This is a genomic window from Acidisoma sp. S159, from assembly GCF_009766125.1.
In the GTDB taxonomy this organism is placed as follows: Bacteria; Pseudomonadota; Alphaproteobacteria; order Acetobacterales; family Acetobacteraceae; genus Acidisoma.
In genome coordinates this window covers 181,980-203,165 of the sequence record NZ_LMUG01000008.1, presented here as the reverse complement: position 1 = coordinate 203,165, position 21,186 = coordinate 181,980, and the positions used below count along the sequence as shown (strand labels likewise).

Annotated in this window: 21 protein-coding genes; 15 read left to right on the top strand and 6 right to left on the bottom strand. The window is 65.3% G+C overall.

What is annotated here, in order from left to right; translation table 11 throughout:
* A complete protein-coding gene (locus GSQ92_RS04265) occupies positions 1-528 on the bottom strand; it encodes a histidine phosphatase family protein (protein WP_158802186.1) in 528 nt (175 codons plus the stop codon).
* A gap of 233 nt (positions 529-761) precedes the next feature.
* Here GSQ92_RS04265 and GSQ92_RS04260 point away from each other — a divergent pair, with 233 nt between their 5' ends.
* The 5 genes from GSQ92_RS04260 to GSQ92_RS04240 are packed head-to-tail and all read left to right on the top strand — an operon-like array spanning position 762 to position 6,183.
* Positions 762-1,490: a DUF6134 family protein gene (locus GSQ92_RS04260; RefSeq protein WP_158802185.1), complete on the top strand. Its 729-nt coding sequence runs from the start codon at positions 762-764 to the stop codon at positions 1,488-1,490.
* Between the two features lie 5 nt (positions 1,491-1,495).
* Complete coding sequence (locus tag GSQ92_RS04255; protein WP_158802184.1) at positions 1,496-2,164, top strand: MBL fold metallo-hydrolase; 669 nt, start codon at positions 1,496-1,498, stop codon at positions 2,162-2,164.
* Positions 2,145-3,557: an NAD(P)/FAD-dependent oxidoreductase gene (locus tag GSQ92_RS04250; protein ID WP_158802183.1), complete on the top strand. Its 1,413-nt coding sequence runs from the start codon at positions 2,145-2,147 to the stop codon at positions 3,555-3,557. The genes GSQ92_RS04255 and GSQ92_RS04250 overlap by 20 nt, the downstream gene beginning before the upstream one ends.
* The gene (locus tag GSQ92_RS04245; RefSeq protein WP_159013071.1) at positions 3,554-4,762 is read left to right on the top strand and encodes an NAD(P)/FAD-dependent oxidoreductase; all 1,209 of its coding nucleotides are present in this window, start codon (positions 3,554-3,556) and stop codon (positions 4,760-4,762) included. Before GSQ92_RS04250 ends, GSQ92_RS04245 begins: the two co-directional genes overlap by 4 nt.
* Positions 4,759-6,183, top strand: a complete 1,425-nt coding sequence (locus GSQ92_RS04240; RefSeq protein WP_254065539.1) for an FGGY family carbohydrate kinase — start codon at positions 4,759-4,761, stop codon at positions 6,181-6,183. The genes GSQ92_RS04245 and GSQ92_RS04240 overlap by 4 nt, the downstream gene beginning before the upstream one ends.
* 43 nt (positions 6,184-6,226) lie before the next feature.
* Here GSQ92_RS04240 and GSQ92_RS04235 read toward each other — a convergent pair whose 3' ends face one another.
* Positions 6,227-7,795: an amino acid permease gene (locus GSQ92_RS04235; RefSeq protein WP_158802181.1), complete on the bottom strand. Its 1,569-nt coding sequence runs from the start codon at positions 7,793-7,795 to the stop codon at positions 6,227-6,229.
* A 169-nt stretch (positions 7,796-7,964) separates the two neighbouring features.
* On the opposite strand from GSQ92_RS04235, the gene GSQ92_RS04230 reads away from it, so the two are divergent.
* Positions 7,965-9,188 carry an MFS transporter gene (locus tag GSQ92_RS04230; RefSeq protein WP_158802180.1) on the top strand — a complete coding sequence of 408 codons (1,224 nt, stop codon included), beginning with the start codon at positions 7,965-7,967 and terminating at the stop codon, positions 9,186-9,188.
* Positions 9,189-9,200: 12 nt separating this feature from the next.
* Here the strand turns inward: GSQ92_RS04230 and GSQ92_RS04225 are convergent, their stop codons facing one another.
* Together GSQ92_RS04225 and GSQ92_RS04220 are read right to left on the bottom strand one after the other, a co-directional pair.
* Positions 9,201-10,202: a HAMP domain-containing sensor histidine kinase gene (locus tag GSQ92_RS04225; RefSeq protein ID WP_158802179.1), complete on the bottom strand. Its 1,002-nt coding sequence runs from the start codon at positions 10,200-10,202 to the stop codon at positions 9,201-9,203.
* Positions 10,199-11,176 (bottom strand): patatin-like phospholipase family protein, encoded by a 978-nt coding sequence (locus tag GSQ92_RS04220; RefSeq protein ID WP_254065538.1) that lies wholly within the window; start codon positions 11,174-11,176, stop codon positions 10,199-10,201. The genes GSQ92_RS04225 and GSQ92_RS04220 overlap by 4 nt, the downstream gene beginning before the upstream one ends.
* A 317-nt stretch (positions 11,177-11,493) precedes the next feature.
* Here GSQ92_RS04220 and rpmH point away from each other — a divergent pair, with 317 nt between their 5' ends.
* From rpmH to GSQ92_RS04185, 7 genes are all read left to right on the top strand, one after another.
* Positions 11,494-11,628 (top strand): 50S ribosomal protein L34, encoded by a 135-nt coding sequence (gene rpmH, locus GSQ92_RS04215; protein WP_158802177.1) that lies wholly within the window; start codon positions 11,494-11,496, stop codon positions 11,626-11,628.
* Positions 11,629-11,659: 31 nt separating this feature from the next.
* Positions 11,660-12,022 (top strand): ribonuclease P protein component, encoded by a 363-nt coding sequence (gene rnpA / locus GSQ92_RS04210; protein ID WP_158802176.1) that lies wholly within the window; start codon positions 11,660-11,662, stop codon positions 12,020-12,022.
* A gap of 13 nt (positions 12,023-12,035) precedes the next feature.
* On the top strand, positions 12,036-12,290 hold the full coding sequence (gene yidD, locus GSQ92_RS04205; protein WP_158802175.1) for a membrane protein insertion efficiency factor YidD: 255 nt from the start codon (positions 12,036-12,038) through the stop codon (positions 12,288-12,290).
* A gap of 14 nt (positions 12,291-12,304) precedes the next feature.
* Complete coding sequence (yidC, locus tag GSQ92_RS04200; RefSeq protein ID WP_159013070.1) at positions 12,305-14,089, top strand: membrane protein insertase YidC; 1,785 nt, start codon at positions 12,305-12,307, stop codon at positions 14,087-14,089.
* 52 nt (positions 14,090-14,141) lie between these two features.
* Positions 14,142-14,780 carry a ribosome biogenesis GTP-binding protein YihA/YsxC gene (yihA, locus tag GSQ92_RS04195; RefSeq protein WP_158802405.1) on the top strand — a complete coding sequence of 213 codons (639 nt, stop codon included), beginning with the start codon at positions 14,142-14,144 and terminating at the stop codon, positions 14,778-14,780.
* A gap of 287 nt (positions 14,781-15,067) precedes the next feature.
* Entirely contained in the window at positions 15,068-15,970 is a 903-nt protein-coding gene (argB, locus tag GSQ92_RS04190) for an acetylglutamate kinase (RefSeq protein ID WP_158802173.1), read from the top strand.
* Between the two features lie 8 nt (positions 15,971-15,978).
* Complete coding sequence (locus tag GSQ92_RS04185) at positions 15,979-16,683, top strand: hypothetical protein (RefSeq protein WP_158802172.1); 705 nt, start codon at positions 15,979-15,981, stop codon at positions 16,681-16,683.
* Between the two features lie 204 nt (positions 16,684-16,887).
* Here GSQ92_RS04185 and GSQ92_RS04180 read toward each other — a convergent pair whose 3' ends face one another.
* Together GSQ92_RS04180 and GSQ92_RS04175 are read right to left on the bottom strand one after the other, a co-directional pair.
* Positions 16,888-17,781 (bottom strand): dihydrodipicolinate synthase family protein, encoded by an 894-nt coding sequence (locus GSQ92_RS04180; RefSeq protein WP_158802171.1) that lies wholly within the window; start codon positions 17,779-17,781, stop codon positions 16,888-16,890.
* Positions 17,782-17,788: 7 nt separating this feature from the next.
* Positions 17,789-18,736 (bottom strand): ABC transporter substrate-binding protein, encoded by a 948-nt coding sequence (locus GSQ92_RS04175; RefSeq protein WP_158802170.1) that lies wholly within the window; start codon positions 18,734-18,736, stop codon positions 17,789-17,791.
* Positions 18,737-19,240: 504 nt separating this feature from the next.
* Here GSQ92_RS04175 and GSQ92_RS04170 point away from each other — a divergent pair.
* Together GSQ92_RS04170 and GSQ92_RS04165 are read left to right on the top strand one after the other, a co-directional pair.
* Entirely contained in the window at positions 19,241-20,245 is a 1,005-nt protein-coding gene (locus GSQ92_RS04170; RefSeq protein ID WP_158802169.1) for a GDP-mannose 4,6-dehydratase, read from the top strand.
* Complete coding sequence (locus tag GSQ92_RS04165; protein ID WP_159013069.1) at positions 20,242-21,165, top strand: GDP-mannose 4,6-dehydratase; 924 nt, start codon at positions 20,242-20,244, stop codon at positions 21,163-21,165. The genes GSQ92_RS04170 and GSQ92_RS04165 overlap by 4 nt, the downstream gene beginning before the upstream one ends.
* Positions 21,166-21,186 lie beyond the last annotated feature (21 nt).

The window sequence follows — 21,186 nt, the reverse complement described above, 5'->3', positions numbered from 1 at the left end:
TCAAGCGTTTCCTCGAGTTTCGGCGGGAGTTACGAAATTTAACAAGCGCGCGCCGTGCGGCAGGTCGGACCATTGGCCTGCAACGGAGAAGTCGAGCAGGCCGCCGGTGGGCAGGCCGCGCGCCAGCCGGCTCGTGAGTTTGCCGCCCAGGCTTATGCCATGCGCCCCACTGAGCATCATCGCGAGATCGTGCAGGCCGGGATTATGCGCGATCACCAGCACGCGCTCGATCTCGCGCGGGGTGAGCGCGAGATAGTCAAGGATCTGCCGCGGGCTCGCCAAATACAGGTCGCTGCTCCGCTCTATCCGAGGCGAACCCGGCAGCGGCTCAAGCAATTCAAGCGTTTCGCGCGTGCGCCGGGCGGAGGAGACGAGAACCAGTTGAGGTGCGAAGCCAAGGCCAAGAATTGTCTCGCGCATACCAGAAGTAGCGGACCGGCCCTCGCTATCGAGGGGTCGATCGTGATCGGCAAGACTGGGGTCCTCCCAGTTTGATTTGGCGTGCCGGAGCAGAAGCAGCTGACGCATGAGCGCGATCCTGCCACGAAACCCGACCCCTGTCGTCAGGGACATCCATCCTCACCTATTGTCCGTAAAACATGGCTGAGGCTTAAGACGCTTGGCCATCCATGTCAGATTCGCCTCTCCGGCCGGATCGAGACTGCAGGAAGGAGGACGAACCAGATGCTCGATCACCTCGAACTGGCGAAACGCGAGACGCCCACCAACACAGCATTGCCTCGGGCTGTCGGGCGCGCCGCATGATTGGCGGTTTCTTTCACTCGCTCCAATCTCCGGTTGTGGCGCCAGAGAAGCAGAGCAACAGCGTCCCGGGTCGGCGCCGCTTTTTGCTGGGTGCGGCGGCGGGGGCGACAGCCCTGGTGCTCGACCACCCGGCATTGGCACAGGTCATCCCGGCGTCGGGCCACGCAACCTACCAGCTCGTGCGCCATGGCGATGTGATCGGGCATGAGACGATCAGCTTCAACCAGTCGGGCGGCATGCTGACGGTGACGATCGAGGCTCACATCAGAGTCACGCTGGCGATGGTGACGATATACGCGCTCGATCATCACGAGACGGAAACCTGGCAGAACGGCACTTTCCTGAGTTTCTCGTCGACGACGAACAAGAACGGCACCAAGTTCTACGCCCAAGGATGGCGCGACAACGGGCAGCTCATGGCGCGGGGCACGCGGCACCCGGCGACCTATGTGGCACCGCCGAATGCGCTGCCGACCTCGCAATGGAATCACGCGATGCTGAGCGGGCCGATGTTGAATACGGAAGACGGCCGGCTCATGCACCCGCATGTGGTTGACATGGGGCTGGTCAGCCTGCCGACGGCGAGTGGTGGCACCGTCACTGCGCGGCATTTCAACGCCAGTGGCGACTTACGGTTCGACACCTATTTCACCCCGGCCTGGGATTGGGTCGGTCTTTCCTTTCATGCCGATGACGGTTCACTCGTCACCTATCAGAAAGTCTGAAATCCTTGGCGACTCCCCTGAAGCTGGCGATCGAGATCGTCACACCCTTCGCTCAGAATTGCGCGATCCTCTGGGACGACTCGACAAAGCATGGCGTGATTGTCGATCCAGGCGGGGAGGTCGATCGTCTACTCGCCTCGATCGATAAACTCGGCATCCACATCGACCGCATCCTGCTGACGCATGGCCACATCGACCACGCGGGCGGGGCAGCGCGGCTGCGGGACGAGCTAGCCGCACGTGCCGGCACACCACCGCCCATCGAGGGACCGCACGAGGCCGACAAATTCCTGCTCGACAATCTTGAGATCACCGGCAAGGGCTATGGCCTCACGGATGCGCGCCCCGTCGTGCCCGATCGCTGGCTCGCGGAGGGGGATGAGGTCGAGATCGCCGGGGCCCGTTTCGCGGTGCGCCACTGCCCCGGCCACTCGCCCGGCAGCGTGGTTTTCATCGCCGCCGATTTGGGTTTCGCCATTGTCGGTGACGTCCTGTTCCGGGGCTCGGTCGGCCGCACGGACTTCCCGTACGGGAACACGGAGGCGCTACTGGAATCCATCCGCACGAAGCTGATGACGCTCGATGACAGCGTCGTTTTCATCTGCGGCCACGGTGCCCGCTCGACGATCGGGGCGGAGCGGCGTAGCAACCCTTATGTCCTCGCGGCCGAGTGACGGAACCCGCCTAGCAAGCCACGGCGCGGCGTCCCTGACCATCGAACCGGCCGATGTCGCCATCATCGGCGCCGGTGTGGTCGGTTGCGCGATCGCCCGCGCCCTGGCGCTTGAGGGCCTCTCGGTCGTCCTTATCGAGCGCGGGCGAGACATTTTGTCGGGCGCCAGCAAGGCCAATTCCGCGATCCTGCATACCGGTTTCGATGCGCCCACTGGCAGCGTCGAACTGCGCGCCATGCAGGCTGGCTACGACGAATATCTCGCGATCCATGAGAGCCTTAACCTGCCGCTGTGGAAAACCGGCGCGCATGTCGTCGCCTGGACAGAGACAGAGGTCGCGAAGCTCGACGCGATCGTTGCGAAGGCGCGGGCCAATGGCGTGGCGGACGTCGCCCGCATCGAGGTGGCGGAGTTGTCGCGCCGCGAACCGGCCCTTGCCCGTGGCGCACTCGGCGCCGTTCAGGTGCCGCGTGAGTTCCTCATCGATCCGTGGTCGGCGCCGCTCGCTTACGCGTTGCAAGCGATGGCCCATGGCGCGCGCGTGCTGCGCGATGCGGCGGTGACAGCTGCGCGGTTCGATGGCGATGGCTGGGTGATCGAGACGTCGCGTGGAATGGTGCGCGCCAGCGTGGTCGTCAACGCGGCCGGTCTTTTCGGCGATCACGTTGAGGCTTTGGCGCGAACCTCACCTTTCGCGATCCGCCCAAGACGCGGACAGTTCCTCGTCTACGACAAGCCCGCCGCCGCGTTGATGCAGTCGATCCTGCTGCCAGTGCCGAATGAGCGCACGAAGGGCATCGTTCTCTGCCGCACTGTCTACGGCAACCTGCTCGTCGGCCCAACCGCCGAGGAGGTCGATGAGCGGGAGAATGCCACGACCACGGAGGACCAGCTTCGCATGCTGCGCGAGGTCGCTGAGACCCGGCTCCCGGCGCTGCGCGACATACAGATTACCGCCACCTATGCCGGGCTGCGGCCAGCGACGGAGCGGCAGGATTATGTCGTGGAGGCGGTACCTGACCGCCGCTGGATCACCGCCTGCGGCATCCGTTCAACAGGGCTGACCGCCTCGCTTGGTGTGGCGGCCATGGTGCGCGCGCTTTACGCGAGTCACTTCGGTCCGCCGCGTCCGGTGCCAACGCCGCACCTTATCCGCATGCCGAACCTGGCCGAGGATCGGCCGCGCGGGATCGACGGTCCGGCGCCCGGCGCGATCATCTGCCACTGCGAAGGCGTAACCCGGCGGGAAATCGAGGCGGCGCTCATTGGGCCGCTGCCCGCGGCGGATCTCGGTGGCCTCAAGCGGCGCACGCGGGTGATGATGGGCCGCTGCCAAGGTTTCTACTGCGCGGCGCAAGTCGCGGCGCTCGCGCCCAAGCTGGTCACGCCATGAGCGCGGAACGCGACGTGGTGGTGATCGGCGGTGGCCCAACGGCGGCGGGGGCGGTGCGGGCATTGGCCAGGAAGGGACGGCGCGATGTCATCGTGCTGGAGCGCGAGTCGGAGGCGGGCGGCATTCCCCGGCATTGTGGCCACACGGGCTACGGCGTCGCCGAATACGGCCGCCTCATGACCGGCCCGAACTTCGCCCGCCGGCTTGCGGCGGAGCTGGGGGCGGGTGCGGATCTACGCCGCCGGCATACGGTGCGTAGGCTGCAACCGGACGGCCAGCTAAGTGTCGTCGGTCCGGAAGGGTCGTATGAACTGAGGGCCCGCGCCGTGCTGCTCGCGACCGGGGCGCGGGAGACGCCGCGCAGCGCGCGGCTCGTCGGCGGCATCCGGGCGCCGGGTATCATGACCACAGGCACTTTGCAGCAACTGGTCTATCTTCAAGGCGCGCGCCCGGTGCGGCGGGTGGTGATCATCGGCACTGAGGTCGTCTCCTTCTCGGCCATCCTGACCTGCCGCCATGCCGGCATCGAGATCGCGGCGATGATCGGGGAGGGTTTCCGCACGCTCGCCCGCTGGCCCGCCCATCTCGTCTCGCGGCATGCCTTCGGCGTATCGGTGCTGCGCGGCGCGCATCTCGAGGCGATTGAAGGCGGGTCAACCGTGACCGGCGTACGCCTGCGCCTCGCATCCGGTCAGACAAGAGTCATTGCGTGTGACGGCGTGATCTTCACCGGAAAATTTCGGCCCGAGACGGCGCTCCTCGCCGATCATCCCGGACTCGTCGATCCGGGCTCACGCGGCCCATCCATCGACCAGTTCCGCCGCCTCGAGCTGCCGGGCTATTTTGCTGCGGGCAACCTCGTGCATCCGGTGGAAACCGCTGGGCGGTGCTTTCGCGACGGCATGGCGGCGGGCGAGGCAATCGCCGATCACCTCGCGGGGGTTTTGCCGCCGTTGGGTGACACGCGCCTGATTCGTGCGGCGGGCGCGATCCGCTCGCTCTATCCGCAGCGCCTGGCCGGGGAGGGTATGGCGCCGATCCACTTCCAGGTAACCGAAGAAGTGCGCGGGAAGCTCGAGATCCGTCTGGACGGCACACTGATTTGGTCCCGGCCGCGGCACTATCTGGCGGAGCGTCGCCACACCATTCCACCCTGGCGCCTCGCCGGCAGGCACTTTGCCGAGGCTGAGGTGCGCATCGCGTGAACGCGCAGCCCATCCTCGGGATCGACCAAGGCACCACAGGCACCAAGGCGGTGCTGCTTTGGCCGGACGGCCGCCACCGACTGGTCTTCGAGCGGCGCCACGCCCAATCACACCCGAGGCCGGCCCAGGTCGAACACGACCCAGAGGAGTTGTTGGCAAGTATTGCAGCGGCGCTTGCCGCGGGGCAGGCGGAGTCACCGGCGGCAATCGGCCTCGCCAATCAGGGCGAAACCGTTATCGCCTTCGATGCCGAGACCGGCCGCGCGATCCATCCCGCGATCGTCTGGATGGATGCGCGAGCGGAGCAACTTCTGCAGACCCTTCGCGTGGCGGGAGCGGAGGAGGTCAGCCTGAAGCATTCCGGGCTGCCGCTGGACGCATATTTCTCCGCCGGCAAGCTGCGCTGGATCCTCGATAACGTGCCGGAGGCGCGGCGTCTCGCGACCTTCGGCCGTCTTCGGCTCGGCACGAGCGACGCTTTCTTCCTCCATCGCCTTACGAGCCGCTTCGCGACCGACCTCTCCACCGCCTCGCGCACCGGCCTGCTCAATCTCAACACCGAGCGGTGGGACGAGACGCTCTGCGCCCTTTACGGCATCTCGCCTGAGACACTGCCCGAGATCCTATCGAGCGCCGACGACTTCGGCACGACGGCCGAGGGCATCGCCGTGCGCGCCTCGCTCGTCGATCAGCAGGCAGCCTTGTTCGGCCATGGCTGCCGGGAGCCGGGCGCACTCAAGTTCACCTTCGGCACCGGCGGTTTCGCCCTCGCCCTGACTGGCGCGGAGCCTGTGCGGGATACGACCAACGGCGTGCTGACGACGGTTGCCTGGCGGCGGCCGGGCGGCACGGACTATGCGCTCGACGGCGGCCTTTATCACGCCGCCTCGGCGGTCGATTGGGCGCGGCGGATCGGGCTGTTCTCGGACTACACGGAGATTGAGAGTTTCGACGGACCTTCGGCACTGGAACGCGGCCTCGTCTTCGTGCCCGCGCTGACCGGCCTCGGCTGCCCCCATTGGGACCGTTCAGCGGCGGGCACGTTTCTCGGGCTTGGCATCGATACGATCGGCCGGGAGATGGCGCGCGCCGTAGTGGAGGGCGTGGCGCTCAGAGCAGCCGAGATCATGCGGGCGATAGGCGGGTTGCTGCCACTGGCGGACACTGTCTCGATCGATGGCGGCCTATCGCGCAATGGCTATTTCTGCCGGTTCCTGGCCCGCGCTCTCGGCCGCGAGGTGCGGGTCTTTGAGGGTGAGGCGGCAGCCCTCGGCGCGGCGCTTATGGCCGCCGAGGGGCTGGGACGAGCGCAGGCGGCGCCCCATGCGGATGGCCGCCGTTACTCGCCCGGCCCGCCTGTGGCCGAAGCCGATCTGGTGCGTTTCGCTGAGGCAATTCGGCGCGCGAAGAACTGGCGCTGACCCCGGCCGACACACGGCGCCGGCCGGGAAACGCCGCGTCGTCTTAGGCTTCTGCCTCCAATGCCCGCTCCTCGGCGAGGATTGCGGCCTGGCGCGCGCGGATCGCGGCGTCGCCAATCGGCGGGCCCTTGAACCGGCGGCGCTCCAGCGCGAACCAGCCGATCACCAGCAGCACCAGGGCGCCGATCGCGTAGCTATCGAGAATGTCGTTCGGCGGCCGGGTGCCGATGTAGAGCAGGATAATTCCGCCAACCACGGTGATCACCGCGAAAGGCTTGGACAGCGCGCCGAGCCGGAAGGGGCCGAAATCGGTCCAGCTCCGGCCCTCGGCGAGAAGACCCGCGAAAACCGGCATGGCGTAGGAGACATAGAGGAACACGGCGCAGCCGGCGGCGAGCGCGTTGAAGGCGGGCGAGTAGAGCGTCGCGAGGAAGGACAGTACCGCGACGGTCCAGATCGCCGGAACCGGCGTGCGGTAATGCGGGTTCACCCGCTTCAGAGTGTTCGAGAAGGGCAGCCCGCCGTCGCGCGCGAAGGCGAAGAGCATGCGGGAGGTCGATGTGACGCCGGCCAGCGCGCAAAGGTAGTTGGCCAGCACGATCGCGATGAAGATCAGGTATTTGAGCCAAACCGCGATCGGCAAACCGCCGAGCAGGTTGAAGAAGACGTTGCCGCCGTCCTTCGCCGCCTTGGTCATGTCGGGCATGGCAAGCACGAAGGAGCAGGCCATGATGTAGCCGAATAGGCCGGACCAGACGACGGCATGAATCATGCCCTTCGGCACCGTCCGCTGCGCGTCAACCGTTTCTTCGGAGGTATGGGCGGAGGCGTCGAAGCCAGTGATCGTATAGAGCGGCAGGATAAGACCGAGCAGCAAGGCCATCAACGGCCCGGTATGGGTCGGGAAGACCCCGCCGCCCGCATCGCCGGTATTGTTCACGAAGGTGAAGAGGCGGCTGATATGGATCGAGGGTGCCGCGTAGAGCATCGCGATGGTCAGCACCACGGCGGTGACCAGGATGAGGTAGCCGGAAAAGTCGGTGAGCTTGGTCGTGACGCGGATGCCGAAATGATTGAACAGCGCCTGGCTCGCGGTGATCAGAATCACGCCGATAGCCTGCTGCGTAAGCCCCCAATGCGACACGTCGATGTGGAAGATATTGGTCAGGATCAGCTGGGTGAACAGCAGATAGACGCCGACATCGACCGAGGCCACGACGAAGATGAGGCCGAGCAGATTGATCCAGGCCGTCGCCCATCCCCAGCCCCGGCCGCCAAGGATCGAGGACCAATGGTAAAGGCCACCCGCCGTCGGATAGGCCGAAGCGATCTGTGCCATCGAGCATGCGACGATGACCGCGAAGACGGAACCGATGAGCCAGCCAACGCCGATGCTGAAACCGCCGGTCGAGCTGAATCCGAGCTGAAACGATGTGATGCCGCCAGCAAGAATACAAATAATTGAGAATGATATGGCGAAATTGGAGAAGAGTGGCATCCGGCGCGAAAGTTCCTGCGCGTAGCCCATCTTGTGCAGATGTTGGGTATCGCTATCGAGAACTTCCGGCTCGTGCGGCGATGGTGGTCGAAGAGGCCCGGTGGGCTGGGTCATGCGCAGCCTTTCACGAAATGATGAGGAAGGTTACGGGAATATTACCAAAAAACTCAACGACAGAGTTTTCTGCCGGCCGGCGCCGGGTTGGCAGTTCATGACGAAACTGACAGGATTGCCCTCGGCAAAGGCGTAGCGATCGAAGCTGCGGCCGCGGAAGGGGTGGTTGATGCAAGACATTGGAAATGCACGCCGGGTCGTCGTCGCCTCCTACCTCGGCTGGACCCTCGACGCCTTCGATTACTTCATCATGATTTTCGTCTTCGACGACGTTGCGCGGACCTTCGGAGTTGGGCTGACCACGGCCAGCCTCGCCATCACTCTGACGCTTGCGATGCGCGCCGTCGGCGCCTTCATCTTTGGCCGTCTCGCGGACCGGTATGGGCGGCGGCCGGTCATGATGATCAATATTCTCTGCTTCTCCGGGCTGGAGCTGCTGTCGGGTCTCGCGCCGACGCTGCTCGCCTTCATGTTTCTGCGCGCCCTTTTTGGCATCGCCATGGGCGGCGAGTGGGGCGTCGGCTCCTCGCTGACGATGGAGACGATTCCGGCGCGCTGGCGTGGCTGGGTCTCCGGCCTGCTACAGGCGGGATATCCCAGCGGCTATCTGCTGGCGACGCTCGCCTACGGCATTCTCGGACCTTATGTCGGCTGGCGTGGCCTGTTCATCGTGGGCGCGCTGCCGGCGCTGCTGGTGCTCTATATCCGCCGCAACGTTCCCGAGAGCCCGGATTGGGAACGCATCCAGGAGAAGCCGAAGGTCAAGATCACCGAGGTCCTGCGCCGCCACATCGGTCTCACGATCTACGCGGTGATCCTGATGACCGCCTTCAACTTCTTCAGCCACGGCACGCAGGACATCTACCCCAAGGCTTTCCTGAAGGCGCAGCATGGCTTCAGCCACGGCACCATCACGATGATCGCCTTGACCTATAATATCGGCGCGATCCTCGGCGGGCTGTCCTTTGGCGCGGTCTCTCAGCATATCGGCCGGCGCCGCGCCATGGTCATCGCGTCGCTGCTCTCTCTGCTCGTCATTCCGCTCTGGGCCTTCGCTTCGTCGCCTTGGGTGCTCGGCCTCGGCGCCTTCCTCATGCAGTTCATGGTGCAGGGCGCCTGGGGCATCATCCCAGCGCATCTAAACGAGCTGTCACCGGGCGAAATTCGCGGAACCTTCCCGGGCGTCGTCTACCAGCTCGGCAATTTCCTCGCCTCGTATAACGCGACCTTGCAAACGGCGATCGGTGCCCGGAACGGCCACAATTACAGCTGGGCGCTGGCCGGGGTGGCGGGCACCGTCGCGGTGGTGATCGCCCTGCTTGTCGGCTTCGGGGTGGAGAACCGGCACGTCAAACTCGGCAACGAGGCGCGGGAGGCCGAGCGATTGGCCTAGCGGAGTCGCCGCCTAAGCCGGCAGGGTCAGCACGATGCGGGTGCGGCCCTCGGGCATCTCCGGTGCGAGCGTGATGTCGCCGCCATGGGCAAGCATCACGTCCCGGGCGATGACCAGGCCAAGACCCGTGCTCCCGTAGCGATAGCAGCCGGAGAAGGCGCGGAACGCATCGTCCCGCATGGCCGGTGCGAACTCGGTGCCGTCGTCGGTCACGAAAATGACGATCCTGCGGGCTTCCGTACGTGCCTCGACCACGGCGACCTTTGCCTGGGCATCCGCTGCCACGCGCAGGACATGGGCAAAGGCGCGGTCGAGGTGAGCACGATCCGCTTCGACCTCCAGCTCGGCCGGGGCGCGGTTCTCCACCGACAGCGAGCGGTGCGTTTCCCCGAGGTTGAGTGCAATCTCGTCCACCAGCTCGGCCAATCGAAAACGCGACGGGGTGAGGGCAGGGCGCGCCTCTCCGGCGAAGTCGGACGCCGACTGCAGCATCGCGGTCGATCGTTCCACCGCACTTACCAGCCTGCCCCCCGCTCGGCTCACGGCCTTGTCCTCCGACTCCTGCAGCCGGTCGGCAACCAGCATCGCCGAGGTCAGCAGATTACGAAGGTCGTGGTGAACTTTGGCCGCCGCGACGCCAAGCTCGGCGAGCCGGTTCTGCCGCCAGAGAGCGTCGCGCAATCGCTGATCGTGGCGATGGATGGCAGCGGTAAGCGCCGCGACCTCGTCGGCCTCCACGGAGGCCAGCGAAAGCGCGTCCAGCTCCTCGCGCGTCGCGGTTAGCGCCCCGGTGATCTGTCCCAGTGGTGTGGCGATCCAGCGCCTTGCCAGCACCGCCGCGACTGAGGCCACGGCGAAGGCGGCAACCAGACCGATGAGGCAAAGCACCAGTATGGGTCCGGTCGCCATCGGCAAGAGAGCAGTGGCGGGGGCAAGGGTCACGGCCTCAGCGAGGACGGCGGCGATAAAGATCCGCAGGAAGAACCGACGAGGAAGGCCGTCCGACCTCCTCATGCAGAAGCGTTGGGCTGGCCGATATGTGGCTCCGGCGTGGCCTCAGCCGGCTGCGCGAGGGCGTCGTCTGCCGCCGCCTGGCCAGCCGTGAAAAGCTCCGTCAGGAAGTCGAACTCGGTGTTGAACTTACTGGAAATCGGCAGTTCCGCGAGCGTAGGGTCAGCGTCGATTGAGCGCAGCAGGATGCCGGCCGGCAAGGCCGCGAGTTCGGTCTCCAGCACCGTGTGGCACGCGATCTCGTTCAGCCGGTTCATGATCTCGGCCGGGGTCCTCGGCACGCCGCGCCGCCGCTCGGGCTGGCCACGGATGATCCAGAGTTCGTCGGGCAGCGGGTTGAGCAGCGGGCGGAGCGGCGGATTGCCGCTGTAGCCGCCGTCCCAATAGGCGCGGCCATCGATCTCCACCGCTGGGAACACCAGCGGCAGGCAGGCGGAGGCGAGCAGCACGTCGACGGTGATCGCGTCATTGCCGAAGATCACCGGCGCCCCGGTCTCCACGTCGGTCACACCGACATGGAGTCGCGGTGCATCCGGATGTTCCAGCAGCGCCGGGTCAATCAGCTCCTCGAGAAGCGCGCGGAGCGGATTGTGCCCAAGAGGGTTGAGCTGATGCGGGCTGAACAGCCGCATCGTCGTCTCGAGGCCGGCCCAGGCCATGTTGTTCGACAGATCCCAGCCGTAGAGCCACTTTTCCAAGGGCGAGCTGCGAATCGGGCTGAGGGCGCCGGCGGAGGCGACACCCTGCCAAAGGCGATGCATCGCTGCTCGGCCGCCAGCCGCTCCACCCTGCGCCAGACCCTGTACCAGCACGGCGCCCAACATCGCCCCCGCCGAAACGCCGCAGACCCGCGTTGGCACGACATCGCGTTCGAGCAGGCGGTCGATCACGCCCCAGGCGAAGGCGCCATGCGCAGCGCCGCCCTGGAGAGCGAAAGCAATGCCGCCCTGCCGGGCGTCTGAAGGAGTCGCGTTCAATGTCATTCCTGGGGTAAGTGAGCCTTCAACGAGGCGGCGGCAACTTCTTAGCGGATCCAAGTTCCAGTCGGCACCGCCCTCACCCCGCCCGGCCACCCCCGACAGTACGCTGATGGGTGGCCGGGTGGGGGTTAGGGCCGGTGCCAACTGGAACCAAAAATCCGCGTGGCATTGACGTGAGCTTCTGGCGGCCCCTATACACCGCCGCCGAAAACGGTGCCTGTGACGGGCGCCGCCTTCGTTGCTGCGGATGACCGTGCGGCCCCCTTCGACGGCGAGGTGGGGCCAAGCGTTGTTAAAGAGAGCTGGAGAGTAACGTGAAGCGCACCTATCAACCCTCGAAGATCGTCCGCAAGCGGCGGCATGGCTTTCGCGCCCGCATGTCGACGGTGGGTGGCCGCAAGGTGCTCGCCAATCGGCGCGCTAAGGGCCGTCAGAAGCTCTCGGCCTAGGCCCGACCGCACATCGCAAGGGCACGTCGCCATGGCGCCGACGCGGTTGACGCCGCCGGCGCGCCTTAAGCGCCGGGCGGAATTTCTCACTGTCGCGAGCCGCGGCGCCAAGGCGCCGATGCCCGGACTTGTGTTGCAACTTCTTTCGCGTGGCGACGACGCGCCACCTCGTATCGGCTTTACGGTGACCAAGAAGGTCGGCAACGCAGTGGTGCGGAATCGCACCAAGCGTCGCCTCCGCGAAGCCGTACGCCTGACGCTGGAGGCGGACGCCCATCGCGGCCTCGACCTCGTGGTGATCGGCCGGGACAAGACCGCAGCACGGCCCTTTCCAGACCTGGTGAATGACCTCCATGCCGCCATCGCCAGAGCGCGGCGGGGCAAGCGGTCATGATCGGCGGCCGTGAATGAACGACTTTTTGGCAACGCTGCTCCGCGCGCTTCTGATAGGGCTGGTTAAGGCCTATCAGCTGACCCTGCGCCCGATCCTCGGCAATAACTGCCGCTTCACGCCGAGCTGCAGCGACTATGCCCTGGAGGCGATCCGCAGCCATGGCGCCATTCGCGGCGGCTATCTGGCGGGGCGCCGCATCCTGCGCTGCCACCCTTGGCATGGCGGCGGGAGCGACCCCGTGCCTCCCGCCTCTTCGCGCTCAACCTAGGACCCTGTCGGCTGATGGATCAGAAGCGCCTCATTATCGCGATCGCCATCTCGGTCGCGATCCTGCTCGGGTTCGAGTTCCTGGTGCGCCCGCATCTACCTCAGCCACCGCCCGAATTGGCGCAAACCACGGCGCCTGCCTCCACCGGCAATACGACTCCGGGAGCGGGCGCGCAGCCCGGCATCGGTACGGCAACCTCGGCGGCCGCCACCGCCGCCGCGCCGCGCGTCACGATCCATGCCGAGCGCGTCGATGGCAGCCTCAGCCTGCGTGGCGCCACGCTCGATGACCTCGTGCTGAGCGACTATCACGAGACGGTCGATCCGAAATCGCCGCTGGTCCGGCTGCTCGAGCCGGCTACCCAGCCGCAGCCCTACTACCTGCAGTTCGGCTGGACCGGCGCACCCGGCGCCACGATCGACGGCGCGCCACTGAAGCTGCCCGACTCGAACACGCTCTGGACGGCATCTGCGCCGAACCTCGACACGGCCCACCCGGTTACCCTGCATTGGGATAACGGCCAGGGCCTCACCTTCTCGATCGTGATCGCGATCGATCCGCATTACATGTTCACGGTTGACCAGCAGGTCACGAATAGCGGCAAGCAGCCGGTCTCGCTCTATCCCTGGTCCCGCATCCGCCGAGACTACACGCCGACGACCGCAGGTTTCTATCTTCTGCATGAGGGTCCGGTCGGCGTCTTCAAAGGCACGCTGCACGAGTTCAGCTACAAGTCGATCAAGAGCGACGGCGCCCATCAGGATGGCATCGGCTATACCGAGAGCAGCGACGGCGGCTGGCTTGGCATCACCGACAAATACTGGCTGACCGCCCTCGTCCCCGATCAGCGCCTCAGCGCGACCGCCGATGTGCGGGAGATGCAGATCAACGGCACGACCGGCTTCCAGACCGACTTCATCGCCAATACGGCGCAGGTCGTCGCCCCCGGCGGCACGACATCCACCCAGACCCATGCCTTTGCCGGCGCCAAGGTGGTGAGCCTGCTCGATCGCTATGAGAGCGAGTTCAATATCCCGAGCTTCGACAAGGCCGTCGATTTCGGGATGTTCTACTTCCTGACCAAGCCGATCTTCTTCGCGCTCGACTACCTCAACCGCCTGCTCGGCAACTTCGGTCTGGCGATCCTGGTCTTCACGGTCGCGGTGAAACTGTTGTTCTTCCCGCTCGCCAACAAATCCTACAAGTCGATGAGCAAAATGAAGCTCCTCGCACCGAAAATGACCGAGGTGCGAGCCCGCTTCAAGGATGACCCGGCGAAGCAGCAGTCCGAGATCATGGCGCTTTATCGCGCCGAGAAGGTCAATCCGGCCTCGGGCTGCTTGCCGATGGTGATCCAGATCCCGGTGTTCTTCTGCCTCTACAAGGTCATCTTCGTGACCATCGAGATGCGGCACGCGCCATTCTATGGCTGGATCCACGATCTGTCGGCGACCGATCCCACCAATATCTTCACCCTCTTCGGTCTGATCCCCTGGGATCCGACGGCCATCGCCCCGTTCCTGCATCTTGGCGTCTGGCCGCTCATCATGGGCTGCACGATGGCGCTGCAGCAGCGGCTCAACCCGCCGCCGCCCGACCCGACCCAGGCGCGGCTGTTCCAGTTCATGCCGATCATCTTCACCTTCATGCTGGCGCGGTTCCCGGCCGGGCTGGTGATCTATTGGAGCTGGAACAACCTGCTCTCCGTCGCACAGCAGTGGTTCATCATGCGCCGCACCCGCCTCGCCAAGCCGCGTATCGCCCGGACCGATCGTCCGCGTGTCCGTTCCGGTGCCTGAGCCCGAGCCCGACTGGGACGAGCTGGAGGAGGAGCCCGGCACCCCGGCGCCGATCGGCCACAAGCCGCCCGACGCCGACCAGATCGAGGCGGGGCGCCTGCTGTTCGCCGCGCCCTGCACCTTCTTTTTCGCGGCCCAGCGGCTGGAGCAACTGCCGGCACCGCGCAGCATCGAGCTGGCCTTCGCCGGCCGCTCCAATGTTGGGAAGTCATCGCTGATCAATGCGCTGACCGGCCAGCATGCGCTTGCCCGCGCCTCCAACACGCCCGGCCGCACGCGCCAGCTCAATTTCTTCGATCTTGGCGGGCGCATGACCCTCGTGGACATGCCAGGCTACGGCTATGCCCAGGCCGAGAAGGCGGTGAAGGAGGATTGGCAGGGTCTCATGTTCGACTACCTGCGCGGCCGCCCGAACCTCCGCCGCATCGCCTTGCTGATGGATGCGCGGATCGAGCTGAAGCCCTCCGACACGGCGGTGATGGATCTGCTCGACAAAGCCGCGGTTACTTTCCAGCTCGTCCTCACCAAGGCCGACGGGCTGAAGCCTCCCGCGCTGGCCCGCAAGCTGGCTAGCCTGGAGGCGATGGCCCGCAGCCATCCGGCAGGCTTTCCCGAGGTGCTGGTAACCAGCGCCCGCAGCGGCGACGGCATCCCGGAGGCTCGCGCCGCCTTCGCGGCGCTGCTGGCTTAGGCGGGCCTGAGACGTGGTGATTTATTATTGAACCGCGACCCAAAGGATCCGTCATGGCACGCGAAGGCGTGCGGGGCACCCCGTGCCATCCACGCCTCCCGTCGTCACGCAAGTAAGGCGTGGATGCTCTGCCTTCGCGGAGCAGACGCAGTGAAATGCACACGGCTAAGACCAAAGACATCACGCTTAGCCCGGACCCTCGCAGGCACTGAAGCTGACGGCTTGACCCGCCGCGCGAGCCAGACCACTAGCTGAAAACCTGCCAATTGCCGGAGGGATTCGCGCGCATGACCAATGCGGCTGAGCGTTATCGGATTGCGGCCGAACAGGCCTCCACCGTATCGCGCGCACTTCCCTATCTCCGCCGTTATGCCGGTGCCACGATCGTCGTGAAATACGGCGGCCATGCGATGGGCGATGAGAGCCTTGCCGCCGGCTTCGGGCGTGACATCGCGGCGCTGAAGCAGGTCGGCATCAACCCCGTCGTGGTTCATGGCGGCGGCCCGCAGATCAACGCGATGCTTAAGCGGCTGGCGATCCAATCGACCTTCGTGGACGGACTCCGCGTGACCGACGCCGCGATGGTCGAGGTCGTCGAGATGGTTCTCGCCGGCACCGTCAACAAACAGGTTTCGTCGCTGATTACCCAGGCGGGGGCGCTCGCGGTTGGCATCTGCGGCAAGGATGGCGGCCTCATACGGGCGCGCAAGCTGACCCGGGTGAAGCGCGATCCCGATAGCCATATCGAGCGTGCCCTGGACCTCGGCTTCGTCGGCGAGCCGGTGCATATCGACATCCGCGTCATCCACGCGCTGACCGGCGCCGGTCTGGTGCCGGTCATCGCGCCTGTGGGCCTGGGGGATGACGGGCTGACCTACAACATCAACGCCGACACCGCCGCCAGCGCGATCGCCGCCGCTCTCTCGGCACACCGGTTGTTGATGCTGACGGATGTCCCCGGCGTGCTGGACGAGAATCGGGAACTGCTGCCAGAGCTGACGGTGGCGCAGGTGGAGGCGGGAATCGCGAGCGGCATGATCAGCGGCGGCATGATCCCGAAGGTCGAGAACTGCATCGCGGCCGTGCGCGGCGGGGTGCGCGGTGCCACGATTCTCGATGGCCGCGTCGAACACGCTTGCTTGCTTGAACTCTTCACCGAGGGCGGCGTCGGCACCATGATCTTGGGATGACAGCGAGCATGCGGACCATCTCGACAAGACTGCGGCCTCTCCGGCTGGGCGCGGCGCTTATGGTGGGGCTGGCCCTCGGTACCGTGGGCGCGCGAGCGGAGCATTCGGGCGATGTGTTCCCGGGCATCGGCGAGGTCTTCATCAAGACCGAGAAGGCGGTGGGTCAGCTCCCGAAGGTCGTGGTTACGGATAAAGCTGGCCGCGTGTTGCTGAGCACGGCGGTGGGTGGCACGCAATCCGACTATTTCAGGATCCAGCAGAATACGGACGGCACGCTGAACCCTACGGTGCATTACGCTGTGCTGCCCGGGCCGACGCCAGACTCCCGCGCGGTGCTTGCAGTGGCAGCGGCCACCGGCGGCTCGGATTGTGCCTATGAGGCGGTGGTTTTCGGCTCCAACCGGGGCAAGCTCAGCCTCTGGACGCCGCGCACGCTGGATACGATGGCGGAAGGCGGCATCTATGTCGGCGATCTTGGCGGAAGGAAGGGCTACGGCCTCGCGGTCTGGAACTTCATCTGGGGCAACGAGGCGCATGTCGATCCGCATCGCTACAAGGTGTGGTTCTATAAGCTGAACCGGCGGAGCATGGTCTTCGTGCCGTCCGGCACCCGCATGACCCGCGGGCGTTTCGCAAGCGATACCGCCGCGCTGCATGAACTTGGCCTGACCTTTCCGAACCTTACCCGCGCGATTCCGAAGCTGGCTTGCTGAAGGGTTGTTTGGGCCGTCCATGCCGACCTTTGGCCGAAATTTAACTGGCGTATCTGGCGTCAACGGACATGGTTCGGCGGAATACCCGTCATGGCACGCGAAGGCGTGCCATTCACGCCTTCTTCCTGGAGCAAGCAAGGCATGGATCCTCCGCCTTCGCGGAGGATGACGAGTGCGAGTGGTGGCTACACGCGGCGGACCTATTCAAACTAGCCGCAGCGTCTCCAGCGCTTCTCCAACCCGCCGCGCGACATCTTGTGATACCGGCAGCATCGGGCGTGGCGGCTGCGCGTTGCTGAGACCAAGCTGGTTCACGATCGCATAAACCACCCGGACGCTGCTGGCCTCTACGAACAGATCGAACAACCGGGCGAGACGCTGAGCGAGATCACGCACCTTCCGCGCGTCGCCCGCTTCAGCGGCTGACATGATCGGCGCGCAAAGACCGGGGAAAATTCCGCCGAGCACGCTGTACCAAGCGTCGGCCCCAGCGATCATCGCCTCGGCGGCCTTCCAGTCCATGCTGTACCCGACTGAGAAGTCAGCCGCCGCCACCTCCCGCAACCGGCGGAGATCCTCTGCGGCGGTATCGGCACCAGATGCCGGGTTCTTCAGCGCCACGATATGCGGCAGCCGGCTCAACCTGCCGACCAGCCCGGCGGAGAAGTCGAAGCGCGTTGCGCCGGGATTGTTGTAAATGCAAAGCGGCAAACCTACCGACCCCGCCACTGTCTCGTAATGGACAAAAGCCTCGTCCTCGGTCAACGGCGTGTAGGATACCGGCGCAAGCAGCACCGCATCTGCGCCCGCAGCCTTCGCGTCCTGCCCGAGCGCCACCGCTTCATCCGTCCGCAACGCGCCGATGCCGACCATGAGCGGCGCCCGCCCGCCAACCTCATCCACCGCGATCTCGATCGCCCGCCGCCGCTCCCCGCGTGTGAGATAGGGATAGGCGCCCGTACTGCCGAGCAGCCCGATCGACCCGACCTCCGGCCCTGTCAGCCGCCGCAGCAGCGCTCGAAGGTCCTCGGCAATGACCCGCCCGTTCTCGTCGAAAGGCGTGATGGGAAAGGCCGACAGGCCACGGAAGAGCGTCATGCGCGGACTACTCCTGCTCCTTGAGCTGCACGGCGTAATCTCCGAGCGGCAGCGTCTTGGCGATCAGCTTATGCGCCAGCATGAAATCCGCATAGTTCGTGTAGCGCGGGCCATCCAAGCGAAACGGATCGGCCGCGAAATAGGGCAGGGTCTGGAACCAAGCCGTCTTGTTCAGCGTGTCGTTTAAATCCGGATGCGACTTGATGAAGCCCTCCCAGGCCTCCTGCGGATGCGCTTGCAGATAATCCTCGCCCTCCTTCACGGCGGCGAGAAAGCGGGGGAGACGCGAGTCCGACAGCGACTTACGGTTGGCGATCAGGATCAGCTCGTCATCAGCCGGGACACCCTCGGCCTGGGGATCGATGACGACGGGCGACAGCCCATGCTCCTTCAACTCATTGACCTCGAAGTTGCGATAGGCGCCGGTCACCGCATCCACCTGATGCGCCATCAATGACGTCACCAGCGCGAAATTGACGTTGACCAGATGCACGTCCGAGAGGTGCAGCCCGGCATGGCCGAGCATCGTGTCGAGCAAAGCCTCGTCCAGCCCCGGCACGGAATAGCCGATGCGCTTGCCTTTGAAGTCCGCCATCGTGCGGATGCCGCTCGCTGGCAGGGCGACAAGCACGTTCAGCGGCTTGTCGATCAGCGTGCCGACGCGGACCAGCGGGAGGCCCTGATCCGCCAGCAGATAAATCTGGGTCTGGTAGCTCACCGCCAGATCCGCCTGACCGGCCGCGACCTCGCGCGGCGGCGTCGAGGGATCGGCGGGGGCAATGAATTTCACCTCCAGCCCGCGCTTCTTGTAGGCGCCGATCTGCTCGGCGACGAAGAGCGGCGCGTGATCGGGGTTCACGAACCAGTCCAGCACCACCGTCAGCCGATCCTCGGCGAGCGCTGGCCGGCTGAGGGAAGCAATCAAGAGCAGCGCGACAATGACTCGGATGAGCATGGCTGGAACCCTCGGGTGACGGGACCTAGGGATCGCAGGCGCACGGCCCACCATCAACTGGCATCGCGGAGACCTTGCCATGTTCAGAGCGAGGGCCGTGGCGATTTCTGCTCCGAAGCCCAGACAAGACCTTGAGGGAGCGCCCCGAATACCGCCTGCGGGCTGTTTCTTCCGGTTTAAGCCTTGTCGAATAGATCGACGTCATCGCGTGTTTCGATCAGGATAGCGAGGTTTGCAATGAATAACGCTAGAGAAGCTAACGGCGCGCGAATGTCTCAAGCAAAGATCCCGCAATCGCCGCGTGGGCAGGTCACTCGCAACCTCATCACAATGTCTGATCTCCGCCGTCGCGCGGCGCATCCTTTTGGCCGACCCACCATCTGAGGGTCTTGAACGAATTCGCCGGAAGACCCGGAGCCCCGTCAAGTCGCCGTCCGGAGTCCGCGATTGCCATCGTGCCGGGACTCAGCAACAGGGACCTTTCAAATGCGGATATCCCACTAGATGCCGACAGCTTTTATTACCGGCATCACCGGTCAGGACGGCGCCTATCTGGCGCAACTGCTCCTCGGAAAAGGTTATCGCGTCTTCGGACTGCTTCGCCGCTCCGCGTCCTCGGACGTCGTCGGAGAGCGGCTGCGCTGGCTCGGCGTGCTCGATCAGGTCGAGCTGATCGACGGCAATCTCACCGACCTCTCCAGCCTCATCCGGGCGATCGAACAGGCTAACCCCGACGAGGTCTATAATCTCGCCGCCCAGAGCTTCGTGACAGCGTCGTGGCAACAGCCGCTGCTCACCGGGACCGTCACAGGGTTGGGCGCCGCCAATCTGCTTGAGGCCTTGCGGATCGTTCGCCCGAAGGTTCGCTTCTACCAGGCCTCCAGCTCCGAAATGTTCGGCTTGATCCAGGAGCCGGTCCAGAACGAGCGTACGCCCTTTTATCCGCGCAGCCCTTATGCCTGTGCCAAGCTCTATGCCCATACGATGACGGTGAACTATCGCGAGAGCTTCGGCATGTATGCCTGCTCCGGCATATTGTTCAACCACGAGAGCCCGCTTCGAGGAATCGAATTCGTCACGCGGAAGATCTCGGACGGCGTGGCGCGCATCAAGCTTGGACTGGCGGACCATTTGACTCTCGGCAATCTCGATGCGCGGCGCGACTGGGGTCATGCGCGGGACTATGTGCAGGCGATGTGGCTCATGCTGCAGCAGGACGTGGCGGAGGATTTCGTCATCGCAACAGGCCAGGCCGCGTCGATCCGGGATTTCTGCCGGCTCGCCTTCGGTCATGTCGGCCTCGACCCCGAGATTTACCTCCGCTCAGACCCGGCCCTGTTGCGGCCCGCCGAGGTCGATCTCCTCCTGGGCGACGCCTCGAAGGCCCAGTCGAAGCTGGGCTGGAGCGCGGAGACGCCCTTGGCTGGCCTGGCGACCGAGATGGTGGAAGCGGATCTTGCGAGATATCGCGTGAAACTCAGGACGTGGTATGAACCCGCCCTAGTATGAATCCTCGCCGCATATTTCTGACGGGTGCCAGAGGTTTTGTCGGCGGCCACATGCTCACGCGGCTTGGGAAGTCCTTCCCGGACGCGATGGTTCATTCGTCGGCCGCCGACATTACCGATCGGCGGGCCATCACATCCGAAATAGCCGCGGCCCGGCCTGACGTTTGCATCCACCTGGCCGCCATCGCGGCGATCGCCGAGGCCAACCGGTCCTCGGAACGCGCTTGGCACGTCAATCTCGACGGCACGCTGAATCTGGCGCAAGCGGTGCGTGAGCACGTGCCTGATTGCCTCCTGCTCTACGCGTCGAGCGCGGATGCCTATGGCGGCGCATTCAAATCCCGCGTGGCGGTGGACGAGGCCGTGGCCCTGGCCCCGCTCAACACCTACGCGGCCACAAAAGCGGCGGCGGATCTGGCATTGGGCGCCATGGCAGCGGGTGGCTTGCGCTGCGTTCGGCTGCGAGCCTTCAATCACACGGGTGCCGGCCAGTCGGATGCCTTTGTGGTTCCGAGCTTCGCCCGGCAACTGGCGCTCATCGAAGCGGGCCGCTTACCGCCTGTGATCCGTGTCGGGGACCTCTCGCCGAAGCGGGACTTCCTCGATGTCCGGGATGTCTGCGGGGCCTATGTTGATTGCATAACCAATGCCGAAGTTCTGGCGCCCGGCACGATCCTCAATATCGCCTCGGGTGTGCCGCGACAGGTTGGCGAAGTGCTGCAAGCGCTTTTAGCAGCAGCACGGCTGACGGACGTGGCGATCGAGCAGGATCCAGCTAAGCTGCGGCCGAGCGATATTCTGCTCGCCTGTGGCGATTCGGCGCGGGCGCGGGAACTGTTGCAGTGGCAGCCACGCGTGCCTTGGGATCAGACGATCAAGGACGTGTTGCAGGATTGGCGCGAACGCGTCGCCTCCGCTTAGCGACGTAATCGCACCAGCGCT

Bases quoted from the DNA above. Each gene is read 5' to 3' on its own strand.
- GSQ92_RS04185 (WP_158802172.1), top strand. From the start codon at position 15,979: ATGCGGACCATCTCGACAAGACTGCGGCCTCTCCGGCTGGGCGCGGCG.
- GSQ92_RS04175 (WP_158802170.1), bottom strand. From the start codon at position 18,736: ATGCTCATCCGAGTCATTGTCGCGCTGCTCTTGATTGCTTCCCTCAGC.
- yidC (WP_159013070.1), top strand. From the start codon at position 12,305: ATGGATCAGAAGCGCCTCATTATCGCGATCGCCATCTCGGTCGCGATC.
- GSQ92_RS04230 (WP_158802180.1), top strand. From the start codon at position 7,965: ATGCAAGACATTGGAAATGCACGCCGGGTCGTCGTCGCCTCCTACCTC.
- argB (WP_158802173.1), top strand. From the start codon at position 15,068: ATGACCAATGCGGCTGAGCGTTATCGGATTGCGGCCGAACAGGCCTCC.
- GSQ92_RS04180 (WP_158802171.1), bottom strand. From the start codon at position 17,781: ATGACGCTCTTCCGTGGCCTGTCGGCCTTTCCCATCACGCCTTTCGAC.
- GSQ92_RS04165 (WP_159013069.1), top strand. From the start codon at position 20,242: ATGAATCCTCGCCGCATATTTCTGACGGGTGCCAGAGGTTTTGTCGGC.
- GSQ92_RS04265 (WP_158802186.1), bottom strand. From the start codon at position 528: ATGCGTCAGCTGCTTCTGCTCCGGCACGCCAAATCAAACTGGGAGGAC.
- GSQ92_RS04235 (WP_158802181.1), bottom strand. From the start codon at position 7,795: ATGACCCAGCCCACCGGGCCTCTTCGACCACCATCGCCGCACGAGCCG.
- GSQ92_RS04260 (WP_158802185.1), top strand. From the start codon at position 762: ATGATTGGCGGTTTCTTTCACTCGCTCCAATCTCCGGTTGTGGCGCCA.
- yidD (WP_158802175.1), top strand. From the start codon at position 12,036: ATGAACGACTTTTTGGCAACGCTGCTCCGCGCGCTTCTGATAGGGCTG.
- GSQ92_RS04250 (WP_158802183.1), top strand. From the start codon at position 2,145: ATGTCCTCGCGGCCGAGTGACGGAACCCGCCTAGCAAGCCACGGCGCG.
- GSQ92_RS04245 (WP_159013071.1), top strand. From the start codon at position 3,554: ATGAGCGCGGAACGCGACGTGGTGGTGATCGGCGGTGGCCCAACGGCG.
- GSQ92_RS04170 (WP_158802169.1), top strand. From the start codon at position 19,241: ATGCCGACAGCTTTTATTACCGGCATCACCGGTCAGGACGGCGCCTAT.
- GSQ92_RS04225 (WP_158802179.1), bottom strand. From the start codon at position 10,202: ATGAGGAGGTCGGACGGCCTTCCTCGTCGGTTCTTCCTGCGGATCTTT.
- rnpA (WP_158802176.1), top strand. From the start codon at position 11,660: ATGGCGCCGACGCGGTTGACGCCGCCGGCGCGCCTTAAGCGCCGGGCG.